The sequence below is a fragment of the Actinomycetospora sp. C-140 genome (assembly GCF_054796175.1).
The window spans coordinates 56,588-77,473 of the sequence record NZ_JBTWNF010000024.1; the positions used below are offsets into that span (position 1 = coordinate 56,588).

A 20,886-nucleotide genomic window follows, 5' to 3' on the forward strand; every position below is an offset into this window, starting at 1 on the left:
TCTGCAGCAGTCGGAATCGATCCCGGTACCCCGCTCGGGCCCGGTACCCACGGTGTCGCGACCGCGAGGTGCGACGGGGAGTGCTCACGCTCGTTACAATGGAGCGCGAGCCGAGGCGGGACACCGGTCGAGACCGGCTCCTTCACGCGCCGGCCTCGCGTCCGGGTCGCCCGCCAGGGGGGCCCGGGCTCGTCGATCCGAGTATCGCCGTGCAGCCGTTCGTCACGAAAGGTCGTCTGTGGCAGCCGCAAAGTCCGCAACCCGACGCCGCGCCTCCGACGCGGCCGACACCGACGCCACCGCCACGGGCGGTCCGGTCGGTGTGGTGGCCGCCGGCGAGGACGCTCCGGCGCCGGCGAAGAAGGCGGCCGGCCGCTCGGCCAAGGGTGCCAAGAAGGCGCCCGCCAAGGGCGCAAAGAACGGTGCCGCGGCGAAGACCGACGCCGACGCGCCCGAGGGCGCGGAGGAGATCGAGGGCGCCGACGGGCCCGAGGGTGCCGACCTCGAGGGGCTCGAGGGCGCGGAGCTCGAGGCCGCGGCCTCCGAGCTCACCGAGGACGTCGTCGTCCTGGGCGCCGAGGTGGTCGAGGCCGCCGAGGTCGAGACCGAGGAGCCCACCGAGGAGGACAAGAAGTCCGGCGACTTCGTCTGGGACGAGGAGGAGTCCGAGGCGCTGCGCCAGGCGCGCAAGGACGCCGAGCTCACCGCGTCCGCCGACTCGGTCCGCGCCTACCTCAAGCAGATCGGCAAGGTGGCGCTGCTCAACGCCGAGGAGGAGGTCGAGCTCGCCAAGCGCATCGAGGCCGGCCTCTACGCCTCCGAGCGGCTGCGCAAGGTCGCCGAGGCCCAGCAGGAGCTCGCGACGCAGATGCGGCGCGACCTGCGGTGGATCGTCCGCGACGGCGAGCGCGCCAAGTCCCACCTGCTCGAGGCGAACCTCCGCCTGGTCGTCTCGCTGGCCAAGCGCTACACCGGCCGCGGCATGGCGTTCCTGGACCTCATCCAGGAGGGCAACCTGGGCCTGATCCGTGCGGTCGAGAAGTTCGACTACACCAAGGGCTACAAGTTCTCGACCTACGCGACGTGGTGGATCCGCCAGGCCATCACCCGCGCGATGGCCGACCAGGCGCGCACCATCCGCATCCCGGTGCACATGGTCGAGGTCATCAACAAGCTCGGTCGCATCCAGCGCGAGCTGCTCCAGGACCTGGGCCGCGAGCCCACGCCCGAGGAGCTCGCCAAGGAGATGGACATCACCCCGGACAAGGTGCTGGAGATCCAGCAGTACGCCCGGGAGCCCATCAGCCTCGACCAGACCATCGGCGACGAGGGCGACTCCCAGCTCGGCGACTTCATCGAGGACTCGGAGGCGGTCGTCGCCGTCGACGCGGTCTCCTTCACGCTGCTGCAGGACCAGCTGCAGTCGGTGCTCGCGACGCTGTCCGAGCGCGAGGCCGGCGTCGTGCGCCTGCGCTTCGGCCTCACCGACGGCCAGCCGCGCACCCTCGACGAGATCGGCCAGGTCTACGGCGTGACGCGCGAGCGCATCCGCCAGATCGAGTCGAAGACGATGTCGAAGCTGCGCCACCCCTCGCGCTCGCAGGTCCTGCGCGACTACCTGGACTAGCGCCCCCGCGCGATCGACGGCCCCCGGAGCTGCGGCTCCGGGGGCCGTCGTCGTGAGGCCCCCTCGCGGTGCTCTCCACTTCGATCTCTCCGGAGTGTGAGGAGCGCGGTCGCCCGGGCCCCGCCGAGCGGCACGTTCCGCAGGCCGTCACCGCGGTCGGCCGCGCGCGTCGTGTTCGTCGTGGCCGCGCTCATTCGCCCCCGACGTCCGGGAACTGCCCGCTGCGTCCGATTCAGCGTCGACCGCGTGCCGTGCGGCGCGTCGCCCCGGCGGGAGGTATCGATCGTGGTCTCATCCTCGACCTAAACATCCGATCGAGTGAATGCGGGGCCGGGAGCCCCGGGGTGGATGGGGGGCCAGAGATGACAGGACCCGGGAACTTCGACGCGTCGAGGCTACGGATCGCGGGCATCGTCCTGATCGCTCTCGCGGCCGTGGCCGCCCTCGTGGGCGTGCTCGCGCTCGGCGGCGGCGGCTCGACCGCACCGGTGGCGACACCGACCACCTCGCCCCCGGGGACGCCCGGCTCGACCTCCGCGACCGGGCCGCTCCCCGGCCCGTCGCCGGAGACGGTCCCGTCCGGCCCCGGTGTCCCCGGCGCCGTGCCTCCGGGTTCCGGTCCCGCAACGCCGGGCGCGGTGCCGCCGGGAACGGGCCCGGGTGCGCCGGGTGCCGTGCCGCCCGGTGCCGGCCCCGTGGCCGGAGGCGCGCCGGCCGGCGCGCCCGGTGGTGTGCCCGGCGCTCCTGCGGGTGGCACTCCTGCGGGTGGCACTCCCGCGGGCGGCACCCCGGCAGGCGGCACCCCTGCCGGCGGCACTCCCGCGGCCGGCGGGCCGGTCGTGGCCGCACCGATCGTCCCGGGTGGCGCGGCCGGTGGAGCGGTCGCCCCGGGCGGCGCGGTGACCCCGGGCGGTGCGGTGACCCCCGGCGGAGCCCTCGCGCCCGGCGGCGCCGTCGCGCCCGGCGGAGCAGTCGCGCCCGGTGGCGCAGCCGCAGCCGGTGGAGCAGCGCCCGCCGACTCAGCTGTGCCCGCTGGCGGAGCAGCCGCAGCGGTGGCTCCCAGTGGACCCGTCGCGGCGGTCCCCGCCGGCGCAGCCGCCGCCCCCGCAGGCGGACTGACGTTCCACCCACCCGCCTTCAACGGCGCGTTCATCGAGGCGAATAGCACGCCAGCGTCGCTCGGGGCCGCACTCGATCTCATTCTTATTGCGAATAGTGACCAAATCACAGAGTCAAACCTCCCGTCCGAGCCTCAGCCCTGCCGCGGTTCGGACAACGCGATCTGCCGCGGGACCTGCTTGGCTCAAGCGAAGTGTCTGCAGGGGGCCGTCGAACTATTCCTCTTTGCCGACTTTGCCCCTCGCGAGGGTGGAGGCGGTTGGGGCGCATGGACGGCCCGGCGCGACGGAGATCCGCAGCCCATCGACGCAGTGGGCGAAGACAGCGCTATAGAACTATTCCTCACGGAACCGGAACCTCCCTTGCCTTGCGAAGCGCGGCCCGTCTTCTACTACGCCCCCGAAGACCGAGACGGCTTCATCGACGCAGGAGCTCCGGGGAGCCCAGAGCGCGAGCAGCGCTTGCGGGACTCATTGAGAGGCCCGAGCTCCTTGGAGGTTCTGGCATCTTCGGGTGCTTCTGGCTCGGCACCGGACGTGGTGCAGGCCTTTGACCAGACGGTCGAGCAGCTACGGGCGGCTGAAACGGCAACCGTCCGCGTGTACAACAATTTTCCGACAATGTCCGGCCTGGCCGGTCGCGCGGCCGATCAGCTGGGGCTGCGGGGCTGGAGCATCGGTATGGTCGGCGATTACAATGCCACCAGTGTCGCCGCGAGTGCGGTCTATTACCGTCGCGGGACTGACGAGGTGGACGCCGCCCAAGCGCTCGCAGCGCAGTTCGGCGTGCCCGCCTTGGAGCGCTTTCCCGCCATCCGAGACGCATCGCCTGGCCTGATCGTCCTCGTGAGGGACGACTGGGATCAAACTATCGGTCCGCCACCCGCGGCACCGTGCGGCCGCTACCCCGTGCCCGTTCAGCCGAACAATCCGTGACTCAGATGCTCCCGCATGACCGCGAACTCGGCCACGGGAGCGAGCGGGAGCCCCGGACGGTACGCCGCCTGGGGCTCCCGGCGTGCCGGCAGACCGTCGTCGTCGCTCCTGCTGATCAGGAGCGCGTCATGCACCTGGCCGTGCCGATCGAGGTGGATGACGCGCCCGTGATCTCGACGACGACCCCGCGCGACGCCCCGCTCCCTGCAAGCAGCACGGTCGGCAGAGGCTCCGGCCCTCTGGATCATGCACAAGGTGCCCTTCGCGGCGGGAGTGGGCACGCGACCGCTCCGGATCCACGATTACTGGCTGGTATCGCTCGCCTGGCGAGGGATACCAGCCAGTAACCGCTCCCCCGAACCGACCCCGAGCTCGTGCCGCGGCGACACCGCGCCACCCCGAGCAACGTCGCCGCCGGCCTGCCAGCACGCCGGCCGCTCGCCCGATCGGTCCACCCTTCCCGCGCCAACACATCGGCCGTCCGGACCTGCAAGATTGCACCTTGCCCCGCAGATGCCCCTCCTTGGAAACTATTTCCAGCTCGCGCGGGATCGAGTGTCGAGGAGGACGCGATGGCGACGTACGCCTACCGCTGCCCCGACTGCGGCACGTTCGACCAGACCCGCCCGATGGGTGAGGCACCGGAGCGCGTGGCGTGCCCACGCTGCGCTGCGTCCTCGCCGCGGCAGTGGACCGCTCCGCTGCTCGCACAGATGAACCCCGCGCTGCGGTCGGCCCTCGCGCGGGAGGAAGCCAGCCGCGACGTCCCCGAGGTGGTCACTCGCACCTCGGGCTCCGCGCGTCGCTGATCGGGCGAGCAGGCGGCCCGGCGCCGCCCTGCCGGTCGCCCGTGCCCGTCCCAGGGAGGACCCCCAGTGGTAGCCACCGGCCTGTTCTACGTCGGCGCGGTCCTGTTCGTGAACGGACTGCTGCTCCTCGGCTTCATCGACCCCAAGGCCGCAGGGGTCATGAACCTGTTCGTCGGCACGCTGCAGGTGGTCACCCCGACGTACGTGATCTTCACCGCGAACGGTGACGCGGCGACGATCCTCACGGGGTCGGGCCTGTACCTCTTCGGTTTCACCTATCTCTACGTCGGGATCGGCCTGCTCGCCGACCTCGACACCACCGGCGTCGGATGGTTCTCGCTGTTCGTCGCCATCGCCGCGCTGGGCTACTCGTGGGCGAACTTCACGCTCGCGGGCGCCCCGTGGCTCGGCGTGATCTGGCTCTACTGGGCCGTGCTGTGGACGCTGTTCTGGCTCGTTCTCGGGCTCAAGCGGGAGTCGCTGACGCGCTACACGGGCTGGGTCACGCTGCTCGAGGCCTGGATCACCGCCGCGATCCCCGGCTTCCTGCTGCTCACCGGCCAGTGGCCGGCGACGGGCCTCACCGCCGTGGTGCTGGCCGCCATCGGCATCGTGATGTTCCTCGTCCTGCTGCCCACCCTCCGCGGGCCGCGCCGGCAGACCGCGACGGCGGGCGAGGGCGGCCCGGCGCCCGTCGAGACCCCGCCCGACCAGGCCTACACCCGCACCTGATCGCTCCCTCGTCCGCAGTCCCGGTCGGCGACCGCCGGCCCCCGTCCTGGAGAAGGTGACCGACCGTGCCCGAGACCGTGTTCGAGGTCGACCAGTCCAAGTCCATGCGCGACCAGGCCGTGCCCGGCCACAACCGGTGGCACCCGGACATCCCGGTGGCCGCGATGGTCCGGCCCGGGAGCGAGTTCCGGGTGGACTGCCGCGAGTGGACCGACTCGCAGCTCGGCAACAACGACTCGGCCAACGACGTCCGCGACGTCGACCTCAGCCACGCGCACATGCTGTCCGGCCCCATCGGGGTGGAGGGCGCCGAGCCGGGCGACCTGCTCGTCGTCGACATCCTCGACCTCGGTCCGTGTCAGGCGCCGCAGGAGTTCGGCGACGCGCCCGGCCAGGGCTGGGGTTACACCGGCATCTTCGCGAAGGAGAACGGCGGCGGGTTCCTCACCGACACGTTCCCGGACGCGGCCAAGGCGATCTGGGACTTCCACGGCCAGGTCGCGACGTCGCGCCACCTGCCCGGCGTGCGCTACACCGGCATCACGCACCCCGGCCTGTTCGGCACGGCGCCCTCGGCCGAACTGCTCGCGCGGTGGAACCGTCGCGAGCGGGCGCTCATCGCCCGCGACCCGGACCGCGTCCCGCCGCTCGCGCTCCCGCCGCTGCCCGAGAGCACGCTCGCGGGCCAGGCCACCGGCTCGGTCGCCGAGGCCATCGCCCGGGACGGCGCCCGCACGGTGCCGGCCCGCGAGAACGGCGGGAACCACGACATCAAGAACTTCACCCGCGGCAGCCGGGTCTACTACCCCGTGCACGTCAAGGACGCGAAGCTCTCCGGCGGCGACCTGCACTTCAGCCAGGGCGACGGCGAGATCACGTTCTGCGGCGCCATCGAGATGGGCGGGTTCATCGACTTCGGTGTCGACCTCATCAAGGGCGGGATGGAGGCCTACGGCGTCACCACCAACCCGATCTTCATGCCGGGCAACGTGGAGCCGCGCTACTCGGAGTTCCTGACGTTCATCGGCATCTCGGTCGACGAGGACGACACCAACGAGTACCTCGACGCGACGCTGGCCTACCGGCGGGCGTGCCTCAACGCGGTGGAGTACCTCAAGAAGTTCGGCTACACCGGCGAGCAGGCGTACCTGCTGCTCGGCTCGGCCCCGATCGAGGGGCGGGTCAGCGGCGTCGTGGACATCCCGAACGCCTGCTGCTCGCTCTACCTGCCGACCGCCATCTTCGACTTCGACATCCGCCCGTCGGCGTTCGGTCCCGCGCGGGCCGACCGGGGCATGTCCGCGGTCACGAGCTGAGTGGCGGACCCCCCACGGCCGGGGTGGGCGGCGCGCCCCCGTCCACCCCGGGCCGTGAGGTCACGACCGGGACCCCGCCGCAGTTCCAGCAGGACGGCTCGGGGTCCTGGTCGCGACCGCCGACGTCGCACGACGGGCAGTGCCAATGACTGAGGATGAGAGGCACGAGAACACTCCGGAGGACGAGGACCCGCGGTCGCGTGAGTGGGTTCCCCCCGCACGGCACGTCGCCGCCGACCGCGCCTCGGTGCACAGTCTGTACACAGTTCATCACATCACGGAGGCACTCACCGAGGCGGGTGAGCCCGACGAGCCCGTCGTGCTGGACCGCAAGGGCCCGCACCGGAGCATCGCGGGCCTCGAGCGGCTCCTCGACGAGGCGCTCGAGGAGGAGGAGTCGCGGCGGGCAGGCGAGGACGGCGAGGACGGCGAGGACGGCGAGGACGGCGAGGACGAGGGCTGCTGATCAGGCCAGCCGGCGGATCGACGGCCACAGCGCGGCCCAGGTGTCCCGGCGGCCGGTGGCGATCCAGACCGGCGCGCCGCGCTCCTCGTTGTCGACCCCGACCGCGTTGTCGATCCGACCGACCGGCCGCAGGTCGGTGAACCAGCGCCGCAGGGCGGCCTCCGGATAGCCGACGGCCACCACGGTGGTCGTGGACTCCGGCGGCGGCCCCCAGTCGGCGTAGCTGTTCTGGCCGCTGTAGGCCGGCGGGAGGTCCGGCACCCCCGGCCCGCCCCGCAGGACGTCGACCGCGCCGGCCTCGCCGTAGTTGCTGCCCAGCAGCACGGTGCGGGCGCGCTCCGCGGGCGGCACGAGCGCGTAGGCGCGTCCGACGGTGTCGAGGTACTCCGGCCACCCGACGGTCTCGGCCGGGATCGGCGAGACCGCGACCTGCGGGCTCCCGGGCAGCCACCGCTCCGGGATGAGAGGCAGCATGAGGACCGCGATCACCACGGCGTTGACGGTCAGGACGGTGCCCACGACGCGGGCCCGGCCGCGCGCGGCGCGCATCCACGTGACGACGGGCACGGCCCCGGCCGCGAGGAGCACCGGGCACAGCCCGGCCAGGTAGTAGTGCTTGCCGCCGGCGGCGAGCAGCAGGACGAACAGCAGCCCGTAGGCCACCGCGAACGCCCGGGCGGACGCGACGGACGGGTCGCGCGCCAGCCGCCACAGCCCGGCGACCCAGACCGGGACGAGGAACGGGCTGACCTCGATGAGCTGGAACAGCGGGAACGTCCAGCGCGGCTCGCTGCCCCCGTTGCCGATCGTCGCGACCTGCTGCCCGAAGGCCAGCTGCGGCCAGCCGTGCGTGGCCTGCCACACCAGGTGCGGCGCCCACAGGGCGAGGGCGACCAGCGCCGCGAGGCCGAGCCACGGGTCGCGGAACACCCGCCGCGGGCCGACCGCGAGCACGCCGAGCGCCACGACGCCGAGGAACGCGGCCACGAGCGACTTGGTCAGCAGCCCCACCCCGGCGACGACGCCGACGGCGACCCAGGCCCGGCCGCCGTCGCGCAGGGCACGGACCAGTAGCCAGGACAGCGTCGTCCACACGAGCAGGTCGAGCGTGCTGGTGGAGAGCATGTGGCCGGTGGCGATCGGGAACGCGGCCCCGGCCGCGCACCCGGCGGCGACGGCCGCCGCGACCCGGTCGCCGCCGAGCTCGCGCGCGGTCCGGCCCGTGATCACGACGCACAGCCCGAGGGCCAGCGCCGGCACCACCCGCAGTGCCGTCGGCGACACCCCGAACACCGCGGCCTGCGCCGCCGCGAGCCACGGGACCAGCGGCGGGTTGTCGACGTACCCGAGCGCGGGGTGGCGTCCGGAGACGAGGTAGTAGAACTCGTCGCGGTGGAAGCCGTAGCGCGCCGACACGGCCAGCAGGAGGACGGTCACGGCGAGCCCGATCAGCGCCGGCGCCGCCGCGAGCAGCCGCGCGCGTCGCCCCTCGACCTCGTCCACCCCACCCCCGGACCGCCTCAGATGAGCCCGAGTGATCGTGCCACGGCCACCGCGTCGGGACGGGACGCGACGCCCAGCTTGCGGTAGAGGCTGCGCGTGTACGCCTTGACGGTGTTGATCGACAGGAAGAGCGCGTCGGCGATCTCCCGGCGCGTCGCGGTGCCGGTCAGCGCCCGCAGGATCGAGAGCTCGCGGTCGGTGAGCGTCTCGGGCAGCGCACCCCGGTCGTGCGCGGACCGGACCGCCTCCCGGCCGATCCGCGCCTCGGCGCGCACGAGCCGGTCCACCTCGTGGGGCAGGACCGGCTCCCCCTCGTCGACGACGTCGCGCGCGACGGCCAGCGCCCGCTGCGCCGCGCCCCGGCGGCCGGCGGCCAGCTCGGCGTCGGCGAGGAACACCAGCCCGGCGACGTGCACGCTCGGCCGAGCGCCCGCCTCCGCCGCGGCGACCGCGCGGGCGAGCACCTCGCGGGCGCCGTCGATCTCGCCGCGACGGTAGGCGTGGCGGCCCTCGACGATCCGCACCGAGGCCGCGACGGGCGTCGCCGGCCCCCACGCGCGCTCCACCGCGTCCGCCAGGGCACCCGCCTGGCGGACCAGCCGCCCGAGCTCCTCGTCCTGGTCGGTGTCCTCGAGCGCGAGACCGAGCACGCCCCCGAGCTGCAGGGACAGGTCCCGCGTCCAGGCGCCGGCGTCCCGCGTGCGCCACGCCTCGCGCAGCAGCGGCACGGCCTCGCCGTAGCGGGCGTCCCGGGCGTAGGCGCTGCCCAGCGCGGCGAGGGCGGGGGGTGAGGCCGTCTCCCCGCCGGCGGTCTCGCGCCGGACCGCCTCCTCGGCGAGCTCGACCGCCCGCGCCGGCTCCGCGTCCGAGGTCGCGATCATCGCCCGGCACATGAGGGCCGCGGCCCGCCCGTCGCGCCAGCCCGCGACGACGTCGGTGGGCGTGATCCGGGCGTCGCAGACGTCGAGCCAGTGCCGCGCGCGGTCGGGCCGCCCCGCGATCGCGGCGGCGTAGGCGAGGCACAGCGCGAGCGTCGGCGACACGACCCCGACGGGCAGGCGGGCGCCGAGCCGCTCGTAGGAGGCCGCCGCGCCGCGCTCGACGAACCACATCCACTCGGCGGTCATCAGCGCCGCCGCGCCCTCGGCGTCGCCGCCGAGGATTCGGTGCTCGGCGGCGTCGTCGAGCCGTCCCCGGTCGGCGAACCACACCGCGGCCCGTCGCAGCACGTCGCCGCCCCCGTCGCCGGCACCCGCCTCACGGCGCAGCGCGTCCCGCAGCAGGGCGTGGCAGCGGTACCACTCCCGGTCCTCGTCGAGTCCGACGACGAACAGGTCCGCCCGGTCCAGCTCCTCGAGGACGTCCGCGGACCCCGTGCGGTCGAGGACGGCGTCGCAGAGGGAGCCGGACAGCCGAGCCAGGGGCGCCGTGGCCACGAGCAGGTCGCGCTGCGCCGGCGCCAGGTCCGGCAGGACCTCGGCGGCGAGGTAGTCGAGCACGTGGCGGTGGTGGGCGGGCCGGGCGCCGCCGTTCCCGCGCAGACCCAGCCCGCTGAGCTGGAGGCCGGCCGCCCAGCCCTCGGTGCGCTCCCAGAGCGTCCGCACCCCGTCCTCGTCGACGTCGGTGCCCGACACGGCCGCGACGAGGTGCGCCGCCTCGGCGACCGAGAACCGCAGTTCCGCGGCCCGCAGCTCGGTCAGCTCGCCCCGCGCCCGCAGCCGGGCGAGCGGCAGCGGGGGGTCGTGACGGGCGGCGACGACGATCCGCAGCGACGGCGGCAGGTACCCGACGACGTACTCGAGGCCCTCGTGGATCCGGCGATCGGCGAGCAGGTGGTAGTCGTCGAGCACCAGCACGTGGCGGCGGTCCGTCGCCGCCAGCTCGTTGAGCAGCACCGGCAGCGCGTGGTCGACCGGCGCGGCCCCCGGCGTCCGCAGCGCCTCGAGCGCCGCGGTGCCGAGACCGTCCGCGACCTCCCCCAGGGCGGTGAGGACGTAGCTCCAGAACCGCGTCGGCTCGTCGTCGCCCTCGTCCAGCGACACCCACGCCACGACGACGTCCGCGCCCGGTGCCGACGCCCAGCCGCTGAGCAGGCTCGTCTTGCCCCAGCCCGCCGGGGCGGCGACGAGCGTCAGCCGGGTGCCGGCGTCCCGGAGACGCTCCTCGAGACGAGCGCGGCGCACGGCGCCCGCCCGGACCGGCGGGATCACCCGCTTCACGGTGAGCAGCGGGCTGCGCGAGGGGACGTCGGTGGTCATGGCCGCTCCGGGCGCTGGCGATCGGCCGAGGAGTCTGCCACCGCAGGGCACCCCGGGTGCACCCCGTCGCGGGGTGGTGCGGCCGCGCCCGCATCCCGGGCACGCTCGGTCCACCCGCCCGTCCGGCCCCGGGAGGACCGCCGTGGTGACCACCGAACCGGCGCCGGCGGCACCCCCGGGCGTGAGCCGGCGGCAGGTGCTGCGTGGCCTGGGCGCCGCGACGGGGGTCGCCGCCGTGGCCGCGACGGGCCTGCTGAGCTACCGCGCCTACGACGCCGCCGTCCTGGATCCCGGGGGCGGCGCCGCGCACGCGCCGTGGCGCGACTGGCGCGCCGTTCCCGGCCCGCTCGGCGCCGTCGGCGCGGCGGTCCTCGCGGCCAGCCCCCACAACACCCAACCGTGGCGGTTCGCGGTCTCCGACGACGCGATCGACGTGCTCGCCGACCCCACCCGCGGGACCGGTACGGTCGACCCCTTCTCCCGCGAGCGCGACGTGGGGCTCGGGTGCGCGCTGGAGAACCTCGTGCTCGCGTGCCCGCCGCGCGGCCTGTCCCCCACGGTGACGCTGCTGCCCGGCGGGGACCCGGTCGCCCGGGTGGCGCTCGCTCCGGGCCCGGCCGCGACGCACCCGTTGTACGACGTCATCGACCGCCGGCACACCGACCGCGGCCCGTTCCAGCCGACGCCCCTGTCCCCGGCCACCCTCCAGGCGCTCTCGGGTAGCGACCCGACCCTCCACTGGGTGGTCGAGCCGACGGCGCGGGCGGCGCTCGGCCGGCTGCTGGTCGACGCGGCCGAGGCGCTCGTCGCGGACACCGAGCAGTCGGTCGACAACTTCGCCTGGTTCCGCGCGACGCACGACGACGAGGAGCGGTACCGCGACGGGCTCGTGCTCGACGGTCAGGGCTTCAGCCCCCTCCAGCTCGGCGCCGCGAAGCTGCTGCCGCCCTCGTCGCGGACCGAGGGGGACCGGTTCTGGGTCGTCCGGACCCGCGACGTGCACGTCGCGACGGCCGCCGCGTACGGGGTGATCACCGTGCCCGCAGGGGCCGGGAGCCGCGCGGCCCACCTCGAGGCGGGCCGGCTGCTGCAGCGCGTGCACCTGCGCGCCACGTCCCTCGGCATCGCGCTCCATCCGATGAACCAGATCACCGAGCGGCTCGACCGGGAGGCGACGACCGGCACGACCTCCGACCTCGGCCCGCGCCTCGCCTCCCTGCTGCCGGCCGGGACGCGCCCGCTGCTCGTCGTCCGGGTCGGCGTGCCCGTCCGGCCCGCCCGCCCGACCCCGCGGCGGCCCGTCGCGGCGGTGGTGGCGTGAGACGCGTGTGGGCGGCGCGCCTGGGCACCGCGGGCGCGTTCCTGCTGGCCGTCGCCGGCGTCGTGCAGGTGGCCTTCGGTCGCGCCGTCCCGGCGTGGACCGGCGCCAAGATGGCGCCCGTCCCGCTCGGGCTGCTCACGGTCGCCCTCGCGGCCCTGGCGCTGCCGGCCGCCCGCCGGGCGCGGCGTCCCGACGACCCGCCCGGGCTGCGCGCGGCCGTCGCGCTCGGCCTCGCCGGGCCCGGACTGCTGTGCCTGAGCACGGTCGGCGTCCTCGCGTGGCTCCCCGCGGTCCTGCTCGTCGCCGCCGGCGTGCTCGTCGTCGCCGAGGGCGGGAGGGCGCTGGCCACCGCCGTCGCGACGCATCGGTACCGCGTCCTCCTGGGCGCGCTCGGGTGCTGCCAGTGGCTGATGGCCGCGGCCGCGGCGCCGGTGCCCACGGTCGCGGCCGTCGTGGGCGGTGCCGCCCTGCTGACCGCCGCCTGCCTGCCGCGCCCGAGCCCCGCGGTCGTCGCCGGGCTCGTCGCGCTCGGCGTCGTGCCGCTCGCGGTCGTCGGGTGGGCCGGGATCGTCCCGCTGGTCGTCGCCGTGGCGGCCATTCCGCTCACGGCCGCCATCATCCGGCCGATGGTCGTCACCGGGGGGCGTTCCTAGACTCCTCGCCGTGACCGTCAGCCGCTCCCCGCAGGGTGGTCTCGCCGAGGTCCTGGACCTGATCCTGGACAAGGGCCTGGTCATCGACGTGTTCGCGAAGGTCTCGCTGGTCGGGATCGAGATCCTCACGATCGACGCCCGGATCGTGGTGGCCAGCGTCGACACCTACCTGCGCTTCGCCGAGGCCACCAACCGCCTCGACCTGCACGAGAAGGGCGGCGTCGGGCTCACCGAACTGCCGGGGCAGCTGACCGAGAAGACGATGCACGGCGGCGCGAAGGGCATCACCAAGGGCGTGCTCGACGCCACCCACGAGACGTGGCAGGAGATCCGCGAGGAGCGCCGCGAGAAGAAGCGCCGGCGGCGCGGGTAGCGATCGGTCGCGACGGCCGCGCCTGCCATGCTGGCGCCCGTGCAGCCCGACCCCGCCGATGACGCCCCCGACGCCGCCGAGGTCCACCGCCGCTCGGTGGCCCTGATCCAGGGCATGGACTCCGGCGACCTCGACGCCGTCGGCGCGCTGCTCGGCGAGCTGGGCGGCCCGGAGGAGTTCGCCGCACAGGTCGTCAGCCTCGCGAGCCTCGCGCGGCTGCTGCTCGACCAGCGCGAGGACACCGCGCCGGGCTCCGACGAGGCCCGCGCCGCGGTGCTGCACGAGCTGGCGGGTGTGCTGGCCGCCGCGGAGATCAGCTGACGCCGACCCCACCCGCCCGGTGTGGTCGCGGGGCGTCGGGCAGGATCGGGGGGTGAGTGCCGCGAGGGAAGTGCCGGACCGGGAGACGAAGGGATCAGGGGAGCACGCCGATAGGGGAGCTCGACCCTCCACGGCCGAGCCCTCCGTCGCCGAGGACGCGGCGCTGGCCCGTGAGCTCGCCGACGCGACCGGCGCGCTGCTCCTGGAGCTCCGCGACGACACCGGTCCCGGCCGCGACCGCGAGTACCGCGGCGACGCCGAGGCCCACGCGTTCCTCGTCCGCGGGCTGCAGCGCCACCGCCCCGCCGACGCCGTGCTCTCCGAGGAGGGCACCCAGGACCCGGCGCCGCGGCGCGGGGCGCACCGGCTGTGGATCGTCGACCCCCTCGACGGCTCGAGCGGCTACGGCCGGGGCGGGGACGAGTGGGGCGTGCACGTCGCGCTCGTCGTCGACGGGGCCCTCGTCGCCGGGGCCGTGGCGCTGCCCGCCCGCGGCGAGCTGGCCGACTCGGCCACCGTCGCCCCGGTCGACGACACGCCCGTCGACCCCGAGCGCGGGCTCACGGTCACCGTCAGCCGCTCGCGGCCGCCGGTGGAGCTCCGGCGCCTCGCCGCCGTCTACCCCGTCCGCACGGTGGGGCTCTCCGCGGCGGGGGTGAAGACGCTCGAGGTCGTCGACGGGCGCGTCGACGCCTACCTGCACTCGGGCGGGCAGTACGAGTGGGACAACGCCGCGCCCGCCGCCGTCGCCGAGGGCGCCGGGCTGCGCGTCACTCGGCTCGACGGCACGCCGCTGCCCTTCGGTGCCGACGACCCCTACTCGCCCGACCTGCTGATCGCCCGCCCGTCGGTGCACGAGGCGATCCTGGACGTCCTGCTGGCCTGACGCCGTGCGCTCGCGCGACGCGCCGTTCAGTACCGCCAGCGCCAGGCCGCGAGGACGTCCTCGGTGTCCCGCTCCGCCGCCCAGGCCGCGTCCGCACGCCGCACGGCGAGGAAGGCGCCGAGGCGCTCGGGGCCCAGGGCGTCGGTGATCCGGGGGCACGCGAGGAGCGCCGCCTCCTGGTCGGCCTGGGTGGTGGGCAGCGGCGCGACGCCCGCCGCGGCACGCGCCGCCTCCTCCCAGGTGCCCGGGTCCTCGCCGATCGGCGCGGGCGGCCGGAGGTCCTCCTCGACACCGGCGACGCCGCAGGTGAGCAGCGCGGTGAGGGCCAGGTAGGGGTTGGCGGACGCGTCGGACACCTTGAGCTCGACGTTCGCGTGATCGGCGCCGAGCAGCTCCGAGCCCAGGACGTAGCGCAGCGGGGCCTCGCGGTTCTCGACGCCCCAGAACCCGTAGGCGCCGGCGAAGAACCCCGGCCGCAGCCGGGCCGTGGACCCGACCGACGGCGCCGTGACCGCGGCCAGGGCGGGCAGGTCGCGCAGCAGCCCGGCGACGTACCCACTGCCCGCCGCGCCGGGACCCTCGGGACTGCCGGCGAGGAGGTTGACGCCGTCGCGCCACAGCGAGGTGTGCACGTGCCACCCGTTGCCCGCGACCTGCAGCGACGGCAGCGGCGCGAAGCTGATCCGCAGGCCGTGGCGCGCGGCGGCGGCCAGCACGGTCTGGCGGGCGAGGAGCTGGTCGTCGGCGGCCCGCACGGGGTCGGCGGCACCGAGGGAGATCTCGACCTGCCCGGGCCCGTACTCGAGGTGCAACTGGCCGATCCGCAGCCCGTTGGCCTCGGCGTCGCGCAGGAGGTCGGTGGCGAAGGCGTCGATCTCGAGCAGGCCGTGCGGGCTGTACGCCGGGCCGCTGTAGGCGGGCACGAGCGCGCCGTCGGGGCTCGGCGCGGAGACCGCGAACTCCATCTCGTACCCGACGAGCGCGGTGTAGCCGCGGTCGGCGAGCGCGTCGACGGTGCCGGCCAGCAACGAGCGCTGGTCCCACGCCCACGGCGTGCCGTCGACGGAGAGCTGGGTGCCCGGCGCCCACGCGAGGCCGGGCTGGCCTGCCAGCGGGGTCAGGCGGTCGAGGTCGGGGACGAGGCGCACGTCTCCGGAGGGCGTCTCCCGTCCGGGCGCGCCGTACTGGATCCCGTCGTTCGTGTCGAAGATCGCGAACACGGTGCTGACGCCGATCCCCGACTCGGCCACCTGCGGCAACGACGCCACCGGCACCGTGCGCGATCTCGGGATGCCGTTGTTGTCGGCCCAGACCACCGTCACGCCGGCGACCCCGGCGCTCCGCAGATCCTCGACGAGCCCCGCCGCCCGCTCCGCCGTGTCGCCCATGGCCGCCTCCGCTCCACCCGTCGGCATGGTGGCGCACAGGCTAGTGGGCGACGGTCACGTCACGGCCGTGACCACGCCGCCCGCCACGGCGGCTCCCGACCCCCGGACCGCTCGTCGCTCGAGATCGACTCCCGATCGGGTGGTCCCGGCCGTACCCAGAAACGACCGGTCCCTCACCTCCGATGAGCGGTTCGTGACGGACGACAAAGCACCGCGTGAACACGAGCGGTCGCAGGCAGCGTCTGACACAGTGGAGGGGCGACGGTCGCACGACCGGAGCTCGCGGGCTCGGACACTTCGTCCAGGGCCTCGACGGAGGGAGATGACGATGCCCGGCACCCTGACCCGGCCAGAACTCACCGCCTCGGACCGCTGCGATCGCTGCGGTGCAGCGGCGAAGGTGCGCGCCGTACTGCCCTCCGGTGGAGAACTCCTCTTCTGCGGGCACCACGCCCGGGCCCACGAGGCCAAGTTGAAGGAGCTGTCGGTGGACATGCAGGCCGGAGAGACCGCATGACAGCCGTCTGACCAGCGAGTTCTGCGAGCACGACCCACAAGCCGAGATCGAGTCCATGACGGGCGAGGACCCCAGGGTCCTCGCCCGTCGTCGTGTGCGGGGTGATCACCTGTCGATCACCGGCCCGGGCGCCGAGATCAGCCGCCTCCGGACGGCGCCGCCGCGGGCGGATCTCGCCGTCCCGGGCTGTGATCGTCGGCGATGAGGCGCCCCGTGAGACCCCTACTGCGTTCGGCGGCCAGGCCGTTCGCCTCCGGACGAGCGTCGACGATCACCTCCATCGTGACGCTCCGGTGAACACCGTGACGCCGTCATGTCCGAGCGCGACGGCCGCGACAGCCAGCGGCCACCACCGTGTGTGATGTGCACCACACGTCACCGATCGAACACCGTGTGTCAGTGATCAGCGCCAGGACCGCAGCGTCGCGATCCGCTCCTCGATCTGGTCGACCGACGCCATCGGGGTCGCCGGGCCGCCGCAGTGCTTGCGGAGGTCGCCGTGGATCTGCCCGTGGGGCTTGCCGGTGCGGTGGTGGTGGGCGGCGACGAGCGCGTTGAGCTCCCGTCGCAGATCCTTGAGCCGCTCGGCCACGCCCACGTCGCGCCGGAACTCGCGCGTCGGTGCGGGCTGCTCGGCCGTCGTCACCGCCGCCGGGGTCTCGTCCTGTACGGCCTGCTGGTCGAGCTGCTCGCTCTGGCGGCGCCGCAGCAGCGCGCGGACCTGGTCGGGCTCGAGGAGCCCGGGCAGCCCCAGGTAGTCCTGCTCCTCGGCCGTCCCCGTGCCGACAGCCGTGCCGAACGAGGACCCGTCGTAGATCAGCTGATCGAGCTCGGCCTCGGCCGACAGCGACTCGAACGCCTTCTCCTGCTCGCCGGGCTCGTCCTCCGTGCGGTTCGCCGCCTCGACGAGGTCGTCGTCCCAGCCCTCCTTCGGCCGGTGGGGCTCGCCGAGGACGTGGTCGCGCTGCACCTCGAGCTCGCTGGCCAGCGTCAGCAGCGACGGCACGCTCGGCAGGAACACGCTGGCCGTCTCGCCGGGGCGCCGCGACCGGACGAAGCGTCCGACGGCCTGGGCGAAGAACAGCGGTGTCGAGGCGCTGGTCGCGTAGACGCCGACGGCCAGCCGCGGGACGTCGACGCCCTCGGAGACCATGCGCACGGCGACGAGCCACCGGTCGTTCGAGCGCGCGAACTCCGCGATCCGCCCGGACGCCTTGGGGTCGTCGGACAGCACGACCACCGGCTCCTCACCGCCGATGCGCCGCAGGAGCGTGGCGTAGGCCTTGGCGGTGGTGTGGTCGGTGGCGATCACGAGCCCGCCGGCGTCGGGCACGCCGCCGGAGCGCAGCTGGGTGAGGCGCGTGTCCGCGGCCTGCAGCACCGCCGGCATCCACTCGCCCTTGGGGTCGAGGGCGGTCTTCCAGGCACGGGCGTTCTGCTCGGCGGTCAGCGGCTCGCCGAGGCGGGCGGTCATCTCCTCACCGGCGCTCGTGCGCCAGCTGGCCTGGCCCGAGTAGGCGAGGAAGACGACCGGGCGCACGACCCCGTCGGCCAGCGCGTCGGCGTAGCCGTAGGAGTGGTCGGGCCGCGAGCGCAGCACACCCGCGGCGTCGGGCTCGTAGGTGATGAACGGGATCGGGCTGTCGTCGGAACGGAACGGCGTGCCCGTGAGCGCCAGGCGACGCGTCGCGCCGGCGAACGCCTCGCGCGTCGCCTCGCCCCACGACTTGGCGTCGCCCGCGTGGTGGATCTCGTCGAAGATCACGAGGGTCCGGCGGCCCTCGGTGCGGTTCATGTGCAGCACCGGGTGCGCGGCCACCTGCGCGTAGGTCACCGCGACCCCGCGGAAGTCGGTGGAGGTCCGGCCGACGCTGTTGGAGAACTCCGGGTCGATCGCCAGCCCGGCGCCCCGGGCGGCCTCCGCCCACTGGTGCTTGAGGTGCTCGGTGGGGCACACGATCGTGACGGTGTCGACCGTGCGGTCGCCGAGGAGCTCGGACGCCGCGCGCAGCGCGAACGTCGTCTTGCCGGCGCCGGGCGTCGCGACCGCGAGGAAGTCGCGGGGACGGTCGGTGAGGTAGCGGGTGAGCGCGCGCCGCTGCCACTGGCGCAGCGGACGTGCTCCCGAGGGATCGGTGCTGGTCGGGCTACCGGTCGCGCGGGTGGTCAACGGCCCTCCGGGGCGGACGTCGGACAGGGGAGCTACCCGGTGGGGCTACTCCCCGTCGTCACCGCCCCGCGGCATCTTGTTGAAGATCTCCTTGCACTCCGGGCACACCGGCGAGCCCGGCTTCGGCGACCGGGTCACCGGGAAGGTCTCCCCGCAGAGGGCCACGACCATCGACCCCGTGACGGCCGATTCGGCGACCTTGTTCTTCCGCACGTAGTGGAACATCTTCGGGTCGTCGTCGCCCGTGCGGTCGGTCCCCTGCGGGCGGGTGTCGGGAAGCACCGCGGTCTGGCTCATGGCTCCATGATGCCCCACCGACCCGACACGGGGCTCACACCGGCCCGGGGTGTGTGGGGGGACCAATCCTGCGAAACGGCACCCACGCCGTCGACGCCGCTGTCACGGTGACGAGCACCTGATCCCGGCGGCGAGGAGTGCGGGATGACCCACCCGGCCCACACCCTCGGTCGCGGTCCCTCCCGGCCTCTCGCGTCGCCGCTGGTCCCGCAGCGTGTCGGGGACGTGGCCGAGGTCCCCGACGATCCGGGCTCGCGCCGCGCGGACGTCCTCGCGTTCCTCACGGAGCACCGGGCACGGCTGCTGCGGGTCGCTCTGCACCTCGTGGTCGCCGCGCTCCCCCTGCTCGCCATCTCGGCGCACGTGTTCGGCCTCGTCCCGATGAACGTGACGGCGGGGCTCGTCGTGGTCCCGCTGACGCTGCTCGCGGTGATGCTCGGGGTGTTCTCGCCCGCCGGCGAGGAGCGGCTCGTGCTGGCCGGGGCGATGTGGGGGGCCCTCGCCACGCTGGTCTATGACGCCGTGCGTCTCGACACCGTCTACCTGCTCGGGTGGTGGGGCGACTTCATCCCCCGGGTGGGCACGTGGATCCTCGACGTCGACGCGGGGCAGTCGGTCCTCGGCGCCGTCGTCGGCTACGTGTGGCGCTACCTCGGCGACGGCGGCGGCATCGGCGTCGCGTTCTTCGTCCTCGTCGCCGCGACGGGGCTGCGTCGCTGGGGCGAGCGGGCGACGGTCACGGCCGCCGTCGTGTTCGCGGTCTTCCCGGTGTGGACGGGGCTCGTCGCCACCGTGGCGCTCGCGCCGCGCGGGCAGCAGCAGATGTTCGCGCTCACGCCGGCCACCGTCACGCTGTCGCTGGTGGGGCACCTCGTCTTCGGACTGGTGCTCGGGCTGGGCTGCGCGCGGAGCCGGCGCCTCGAGGAGTACTGGCCGTGGACCCCGCTGCTCGACCGGGGGCGGGCGACGTCGCTCGTGACGGTCGTGGGTGATCGTGACCGGCGGTGGGGGCCACCGGCCCTCGTCGCGCCGCCGGAGACCGACGCCGAGCGCACCGAGATCCGGGTCGAGCGCCCGGTGCCGCTGGCGCGCGCCGCCTCCGGTGGGCGGTCCCCCGCCGGTCCGGCGCTCGTGCCGGAGGGGCGGCGGGCGTCACCGGTCTCGGGGCCGATCCCGCTCGCGGGTGTCCGCTCCCCCGCGGCATCCCCGGGCGAGCGTGTCTCCGGGCCGGTGCGGATCGACCGCCCCTCCGGGCCGGTCCGTCTCGATCGGGCGTCGGGGCCCGTGCGGATGGACCGGCCGTCGGGTCCGGTGCGGATCGACCGCCCGTCCGGGCCGGTCCCGATCGACCGGCCGGCGAGGCCTGTGTCGACGGACCGGCCGTCGGGTCCCGTGGCGACGGAGCGTCCGTCCGGGCCGGCGCCGGTCGACCGGCCGTCGGGTCCCGTGCCGGTGGACAGGCCGTCCGGTCCTGTGCCGGTGGACCGGCCGTCCGGGCCGGTGCCGGTCGCCCGCCGCGCCCCGGCGGGCGACCGCCCCGCGGGACCCGCGCCCGGGCGCGATCGGCGGGCCGGTCCCGTGCGGCTCCCGGACCCGGCGTCGGCGCGGCTCCCCGAGCGTCCGTCGGGACCCCTGCCGGCCGCGGACCCCCGCTCCGGCCCGTTCCCGGCCTGGTCGCGAGGCGTGCCGGCCGACGCCCGCGACCCGTGGCTGGGCGGAGGTGGGCCCGAGCCCGCGAGTTCTCCCAAAGCGCACCCGGGCTCCCCGGTGCGCGGCTAGCGTCCGCGCCGCGGAGGGCGGGTGCGGGGACGGAGGGCGATGAGCAGGTCCGGAGGGAGCTCGCGGTGGAGGGCCGGCGCGCGTCCGCCGGCCTCGCCGACCCCGGAGAGCCCGTGGGCTGCGCTCGACCGCGGGCGCCGGGGTCCTCGGCGTCTCCCGGTGCTCGTGCTCGCTGTCGCCGCGGCCGCCGTCCTGGTCGTCGGCGTCGCCGTCACCGCCGGCACGCCGGTCGTCTCGCACGGCGGCTTCGTGTCGGTCGCCGACGATGACCAGCAGGGTTCCGACGAGGGGTCCGGCTCGGGCGGCGGGCGCTCGGGAGACGAGGGCTCGGGAGACGAGGGCTCGGGCGGGCAGGACCAGGGTTCGGGGTCGGGCGGCGGCTCGGGATCGGGCGCGGAGTCCGGGTCCGGCTCCGG

The 20,886-nt window shown here is 74.9% G+C and carries 18 protein-coding genes; 13 read left to right on the forward strand and 5 right to left on the reverse strand.

The window, feature by feature from the left end; all coding sequences use genetic code 11:
* The first annotated feature begins 52 nt into the window (after positions 1-52).
* The 6 genes from ACR9E3_RS29350 (at position 53) to ACR9E3_RS29375 (ending at position 7,004) form a co-directional block, all read left to right on the forward strand.
* Positions 53-1,627, forward strand: a complete 1,575-nt coding sequence (locus ACR9E3_RS29350; RefSeq protein WP_460384414.1) for an RNA polymerase sigma factor — start codon at positions 53-55, stop codon at positions 1,625-1,627.
* 1,655 nt (positions 1,628-3,282) lie between these two features.
* Complete coding sequence (locus tag ACR9E3_RS29355) at positions 3,283-3,681, forward strand: LytR C-terminal domain-containing protein (RefSeq protein ID WP_460384415.1); 399 nt, start codon at positions 3,283-3,285, stop codon at positions 3,679-3,681.
* Positions 3,682-4,253: 572 nt separating this feature from the next.
* The gene (locus ACR9E3_RS29360; RefSeq protein WP_460384416.1) at positions 4,254-4,490 is read left to right on the forward strand and encodes an FmdB family zinc ribbon protein; all 237 of its coding nucleotides are present in this window, start codon (positions 4,254-4,256) and stop codon (positions 4,488-4,490) included.
* Positions 4,491-4,556: 66 nt separating this feature from the next.
* Positions 4,557-5,222 carry an AmiS/UreI family transporter gene (locus ACR9E3_RS29365; RefSeq protein WP_460384417.1) on the forward strand — a complete coding sequence of 222 codons (666 nt, stop codon included), beginning with the start codon at positions 4,557-4,559 and terminating at the stop codon, positions 5,220-5,222.
* Between the two features lie 65 nt (positions 5,223-5,287).
* Positions 5,288-6,538 carry a formamidase gene (gene fmdA / locus ACR9E3_RS29370; protein WP_460384418.1) on the forward strand — a complete coding sequence of 417 codons (1,251 nt, stop codon included), beginning with the start codon at positions 5,288-5,290 and terminating at the stop codon, positions 6,536-6,538.
* Between the two features lie 319 nt (positions 6,539-6,857).
* Positions 6,858-7,004 carry a hypothetical protein gene (locus tag ACR9E3_RS29375; protein WP_460384420.1) on the forward strand — a complete coding sequence of 49 codons (147 nt, stop codon included), beginning with the start codon at positions 6,858-6,860 and terminating at the stop codon, positions 7,002-7,004.
* Here the strand turns inward: ACR9E3_RS29375 and ACR9E3_RS29380 are convergent, their stop codons facing one another.
* On the reverse strand, positions 7,005-8,507 hold the full coding sequence (locus tag ACR9E3_RS29380) for a glycosyltransferase family 39 protein (RefSeq protein WP_460384421.1): 1,503 nt from the start codon (positions 8,505-8,507) through the stop codon (positions 7,005-7,007).
* A 17-nt stretch (positions 8,508-8,524) separates the two neighbouring features.
* A complete protein-coding gene (locus ACR9E3_RS29385) occupies positions 8,525-10,765 on the reverse strand; it encodes a LuxR C-terminal-related transcriptional regulator (protein WP_460384423.1) in 2,241 nt (746 codons plus the stop codon).
* Between the two features lie 145 nt (positions 10,766-10,910).
* Between ACR9E3_RS29385 and ACR9E3_RS29390 the strand changes: the two genes are divergently transcribed.
* From ACR9E3_RS29390 to ACR9E3_RS29410, 5 genes are read left to right on the forward strand one after another with little or no spacing between them, the layout of a single operon-like run.
* On the forward strand, positions 10,911-12,086 hold the full coding sequence (locus tag ACR9E3_RS29390; RefSeq protein WP_460384424.1) for an Acg family FMN-binding oxidoreductase: 1,176 nt from the start codon (positions 10,911-10,913) through the stop codon (positions 12,084-12,086).
* Positions 12,083-12,739 carry a hypothetical protein gene (locus tag ACR9E3_RS29395; RefSeq protein WP_460384425.1) on the forward strand — a complete coding sequence of 219 codons (657 nt, stop codon included), beginning with the start codon at positions 12,083-12,085 and terminating at the stop codon, positions 12,737-12,739. Before ACR9E3_RS29390 ends, ACR9E3_RS29395 begins: the two co-directional genes overlap by 4 nt.
* 10 nt (positions 12,740-12,749) lie before the next feature.
* Positions 12,750-13,112, forward strand: a complete 363-nt coding sequence (gvpJ, locus tag ACR9E3_RS29400) for a gas vesicle protein GvpJ (RefSeq protein WP_460384426.1) — start codon at positions 12,750-12,752, stop codon at positions 13,110-13,112.
* Positions 13,113-13,151: 39 nt separating this feature from the next.
* On the forward strand, positions 13,152-13,433 hold the full coding sequence (locus ACR9E3_RS29405) for a hypothetical protein (RefSeq protein ID WP_460384427.1): 282 nt from the start codon (positions 13,152-13,154) through the stop codon (positions 13,431-13,433).
* Positions 13,434-13,485: 52 nt separating this feature from the next.
* Positions 13,486-14,319: an inositol monophosphatase family protein gene (locus ACR9E3_RS29410; protein ID WP_460384428.1), complete on the forward strand. Its 834-nt coding sequence runs from the start codon at positions 13,486-13,488 to the stop codon at positions 14,317-14,319.
* A 26-nt stretch (positions 14,320-14,345) separates the two neighbouring features.
* Here the strand turns inward: ACR9E3_RS29410 and ACR9E3_RS29415 are convergent, their stop codons facing one another.
* A complete protein-coding gene (locus tag ACR9E3_RS29415) occupies positions 14,346-15,707 on the reverse strand; it encodes a type I glutamate--ammonia ligase (RefSeq protein ID WP_460384429.1) in 1,362 nt (453 codons plus the stop codon).
* Positions 15,708-16,029: 322 nt separating this feature from the next.
* On the opposite strand from ACR9E3_RS29415, the gene ACR9E3_RS29420 reads away from it, so the two are divergent.
* Positions 16,030-16,224 carry a DUF7455 domain-containing protein gene (locus ACR9E3_RS29420; RefSeq protein WP_285649860.1) on the forward strand — a complete coding sequence of 65 codons (195 nt, stop codon included), beginning with the start codon at positions 16,030-16,032 and terminating at the stop codon, positions 16,222-16,224.
* A 403-nt stretch (positions 16,225-16,627) separates the two neighbouring features.
* On the opposite strand, the gene ACR9E3_RS29425 is transcribed toward ACR9E3_RS29420, so the two are convergent.
* Positions 16,628-18,394, reverse strand: a complete 1,767-nt coding sequence (locus ACR9E3_RS29425) for a DEAD/DEAH box helicase (RefSeq protein ID WP_460384430.1) — start codon at positions 18,392-18,394, stop codon at positions 16,628-16,630.
* Between the two features lie 45 nt (positions 18,395-18,439).
* Positions 18,440-18,691 carry a DUF3039 domain-containing protein gene (locus tag ACR9E3_RS29430; RefSeq protein ID WP_460384431.1) on the reverse strand — a complete coding sequence of 84 codons (252 nt, stop codon included), beginning with the start codon at positions 18,689-18,691 and terminating at the stop codon, positions 18,440-18,442.
* 144 nt (positions 18,692-18,835) lie between these two features.
* Between ACR9E3_RS29430 and ACR9E3_RS29435 the strand changes: the two genes are divergently transcribed.
* Complete coding sequence (locus ACR9E3_RS29435; protein ID WP_460384432.1) at positions 18,836-20,470, forward strand: hypothetical protein; 1,635 nt, start codon at positions 18,836-18,838, stop codon at positions 20,468-20,470.
* Positions 20,471-20,886: the final 416 nt, after the last annotated feature.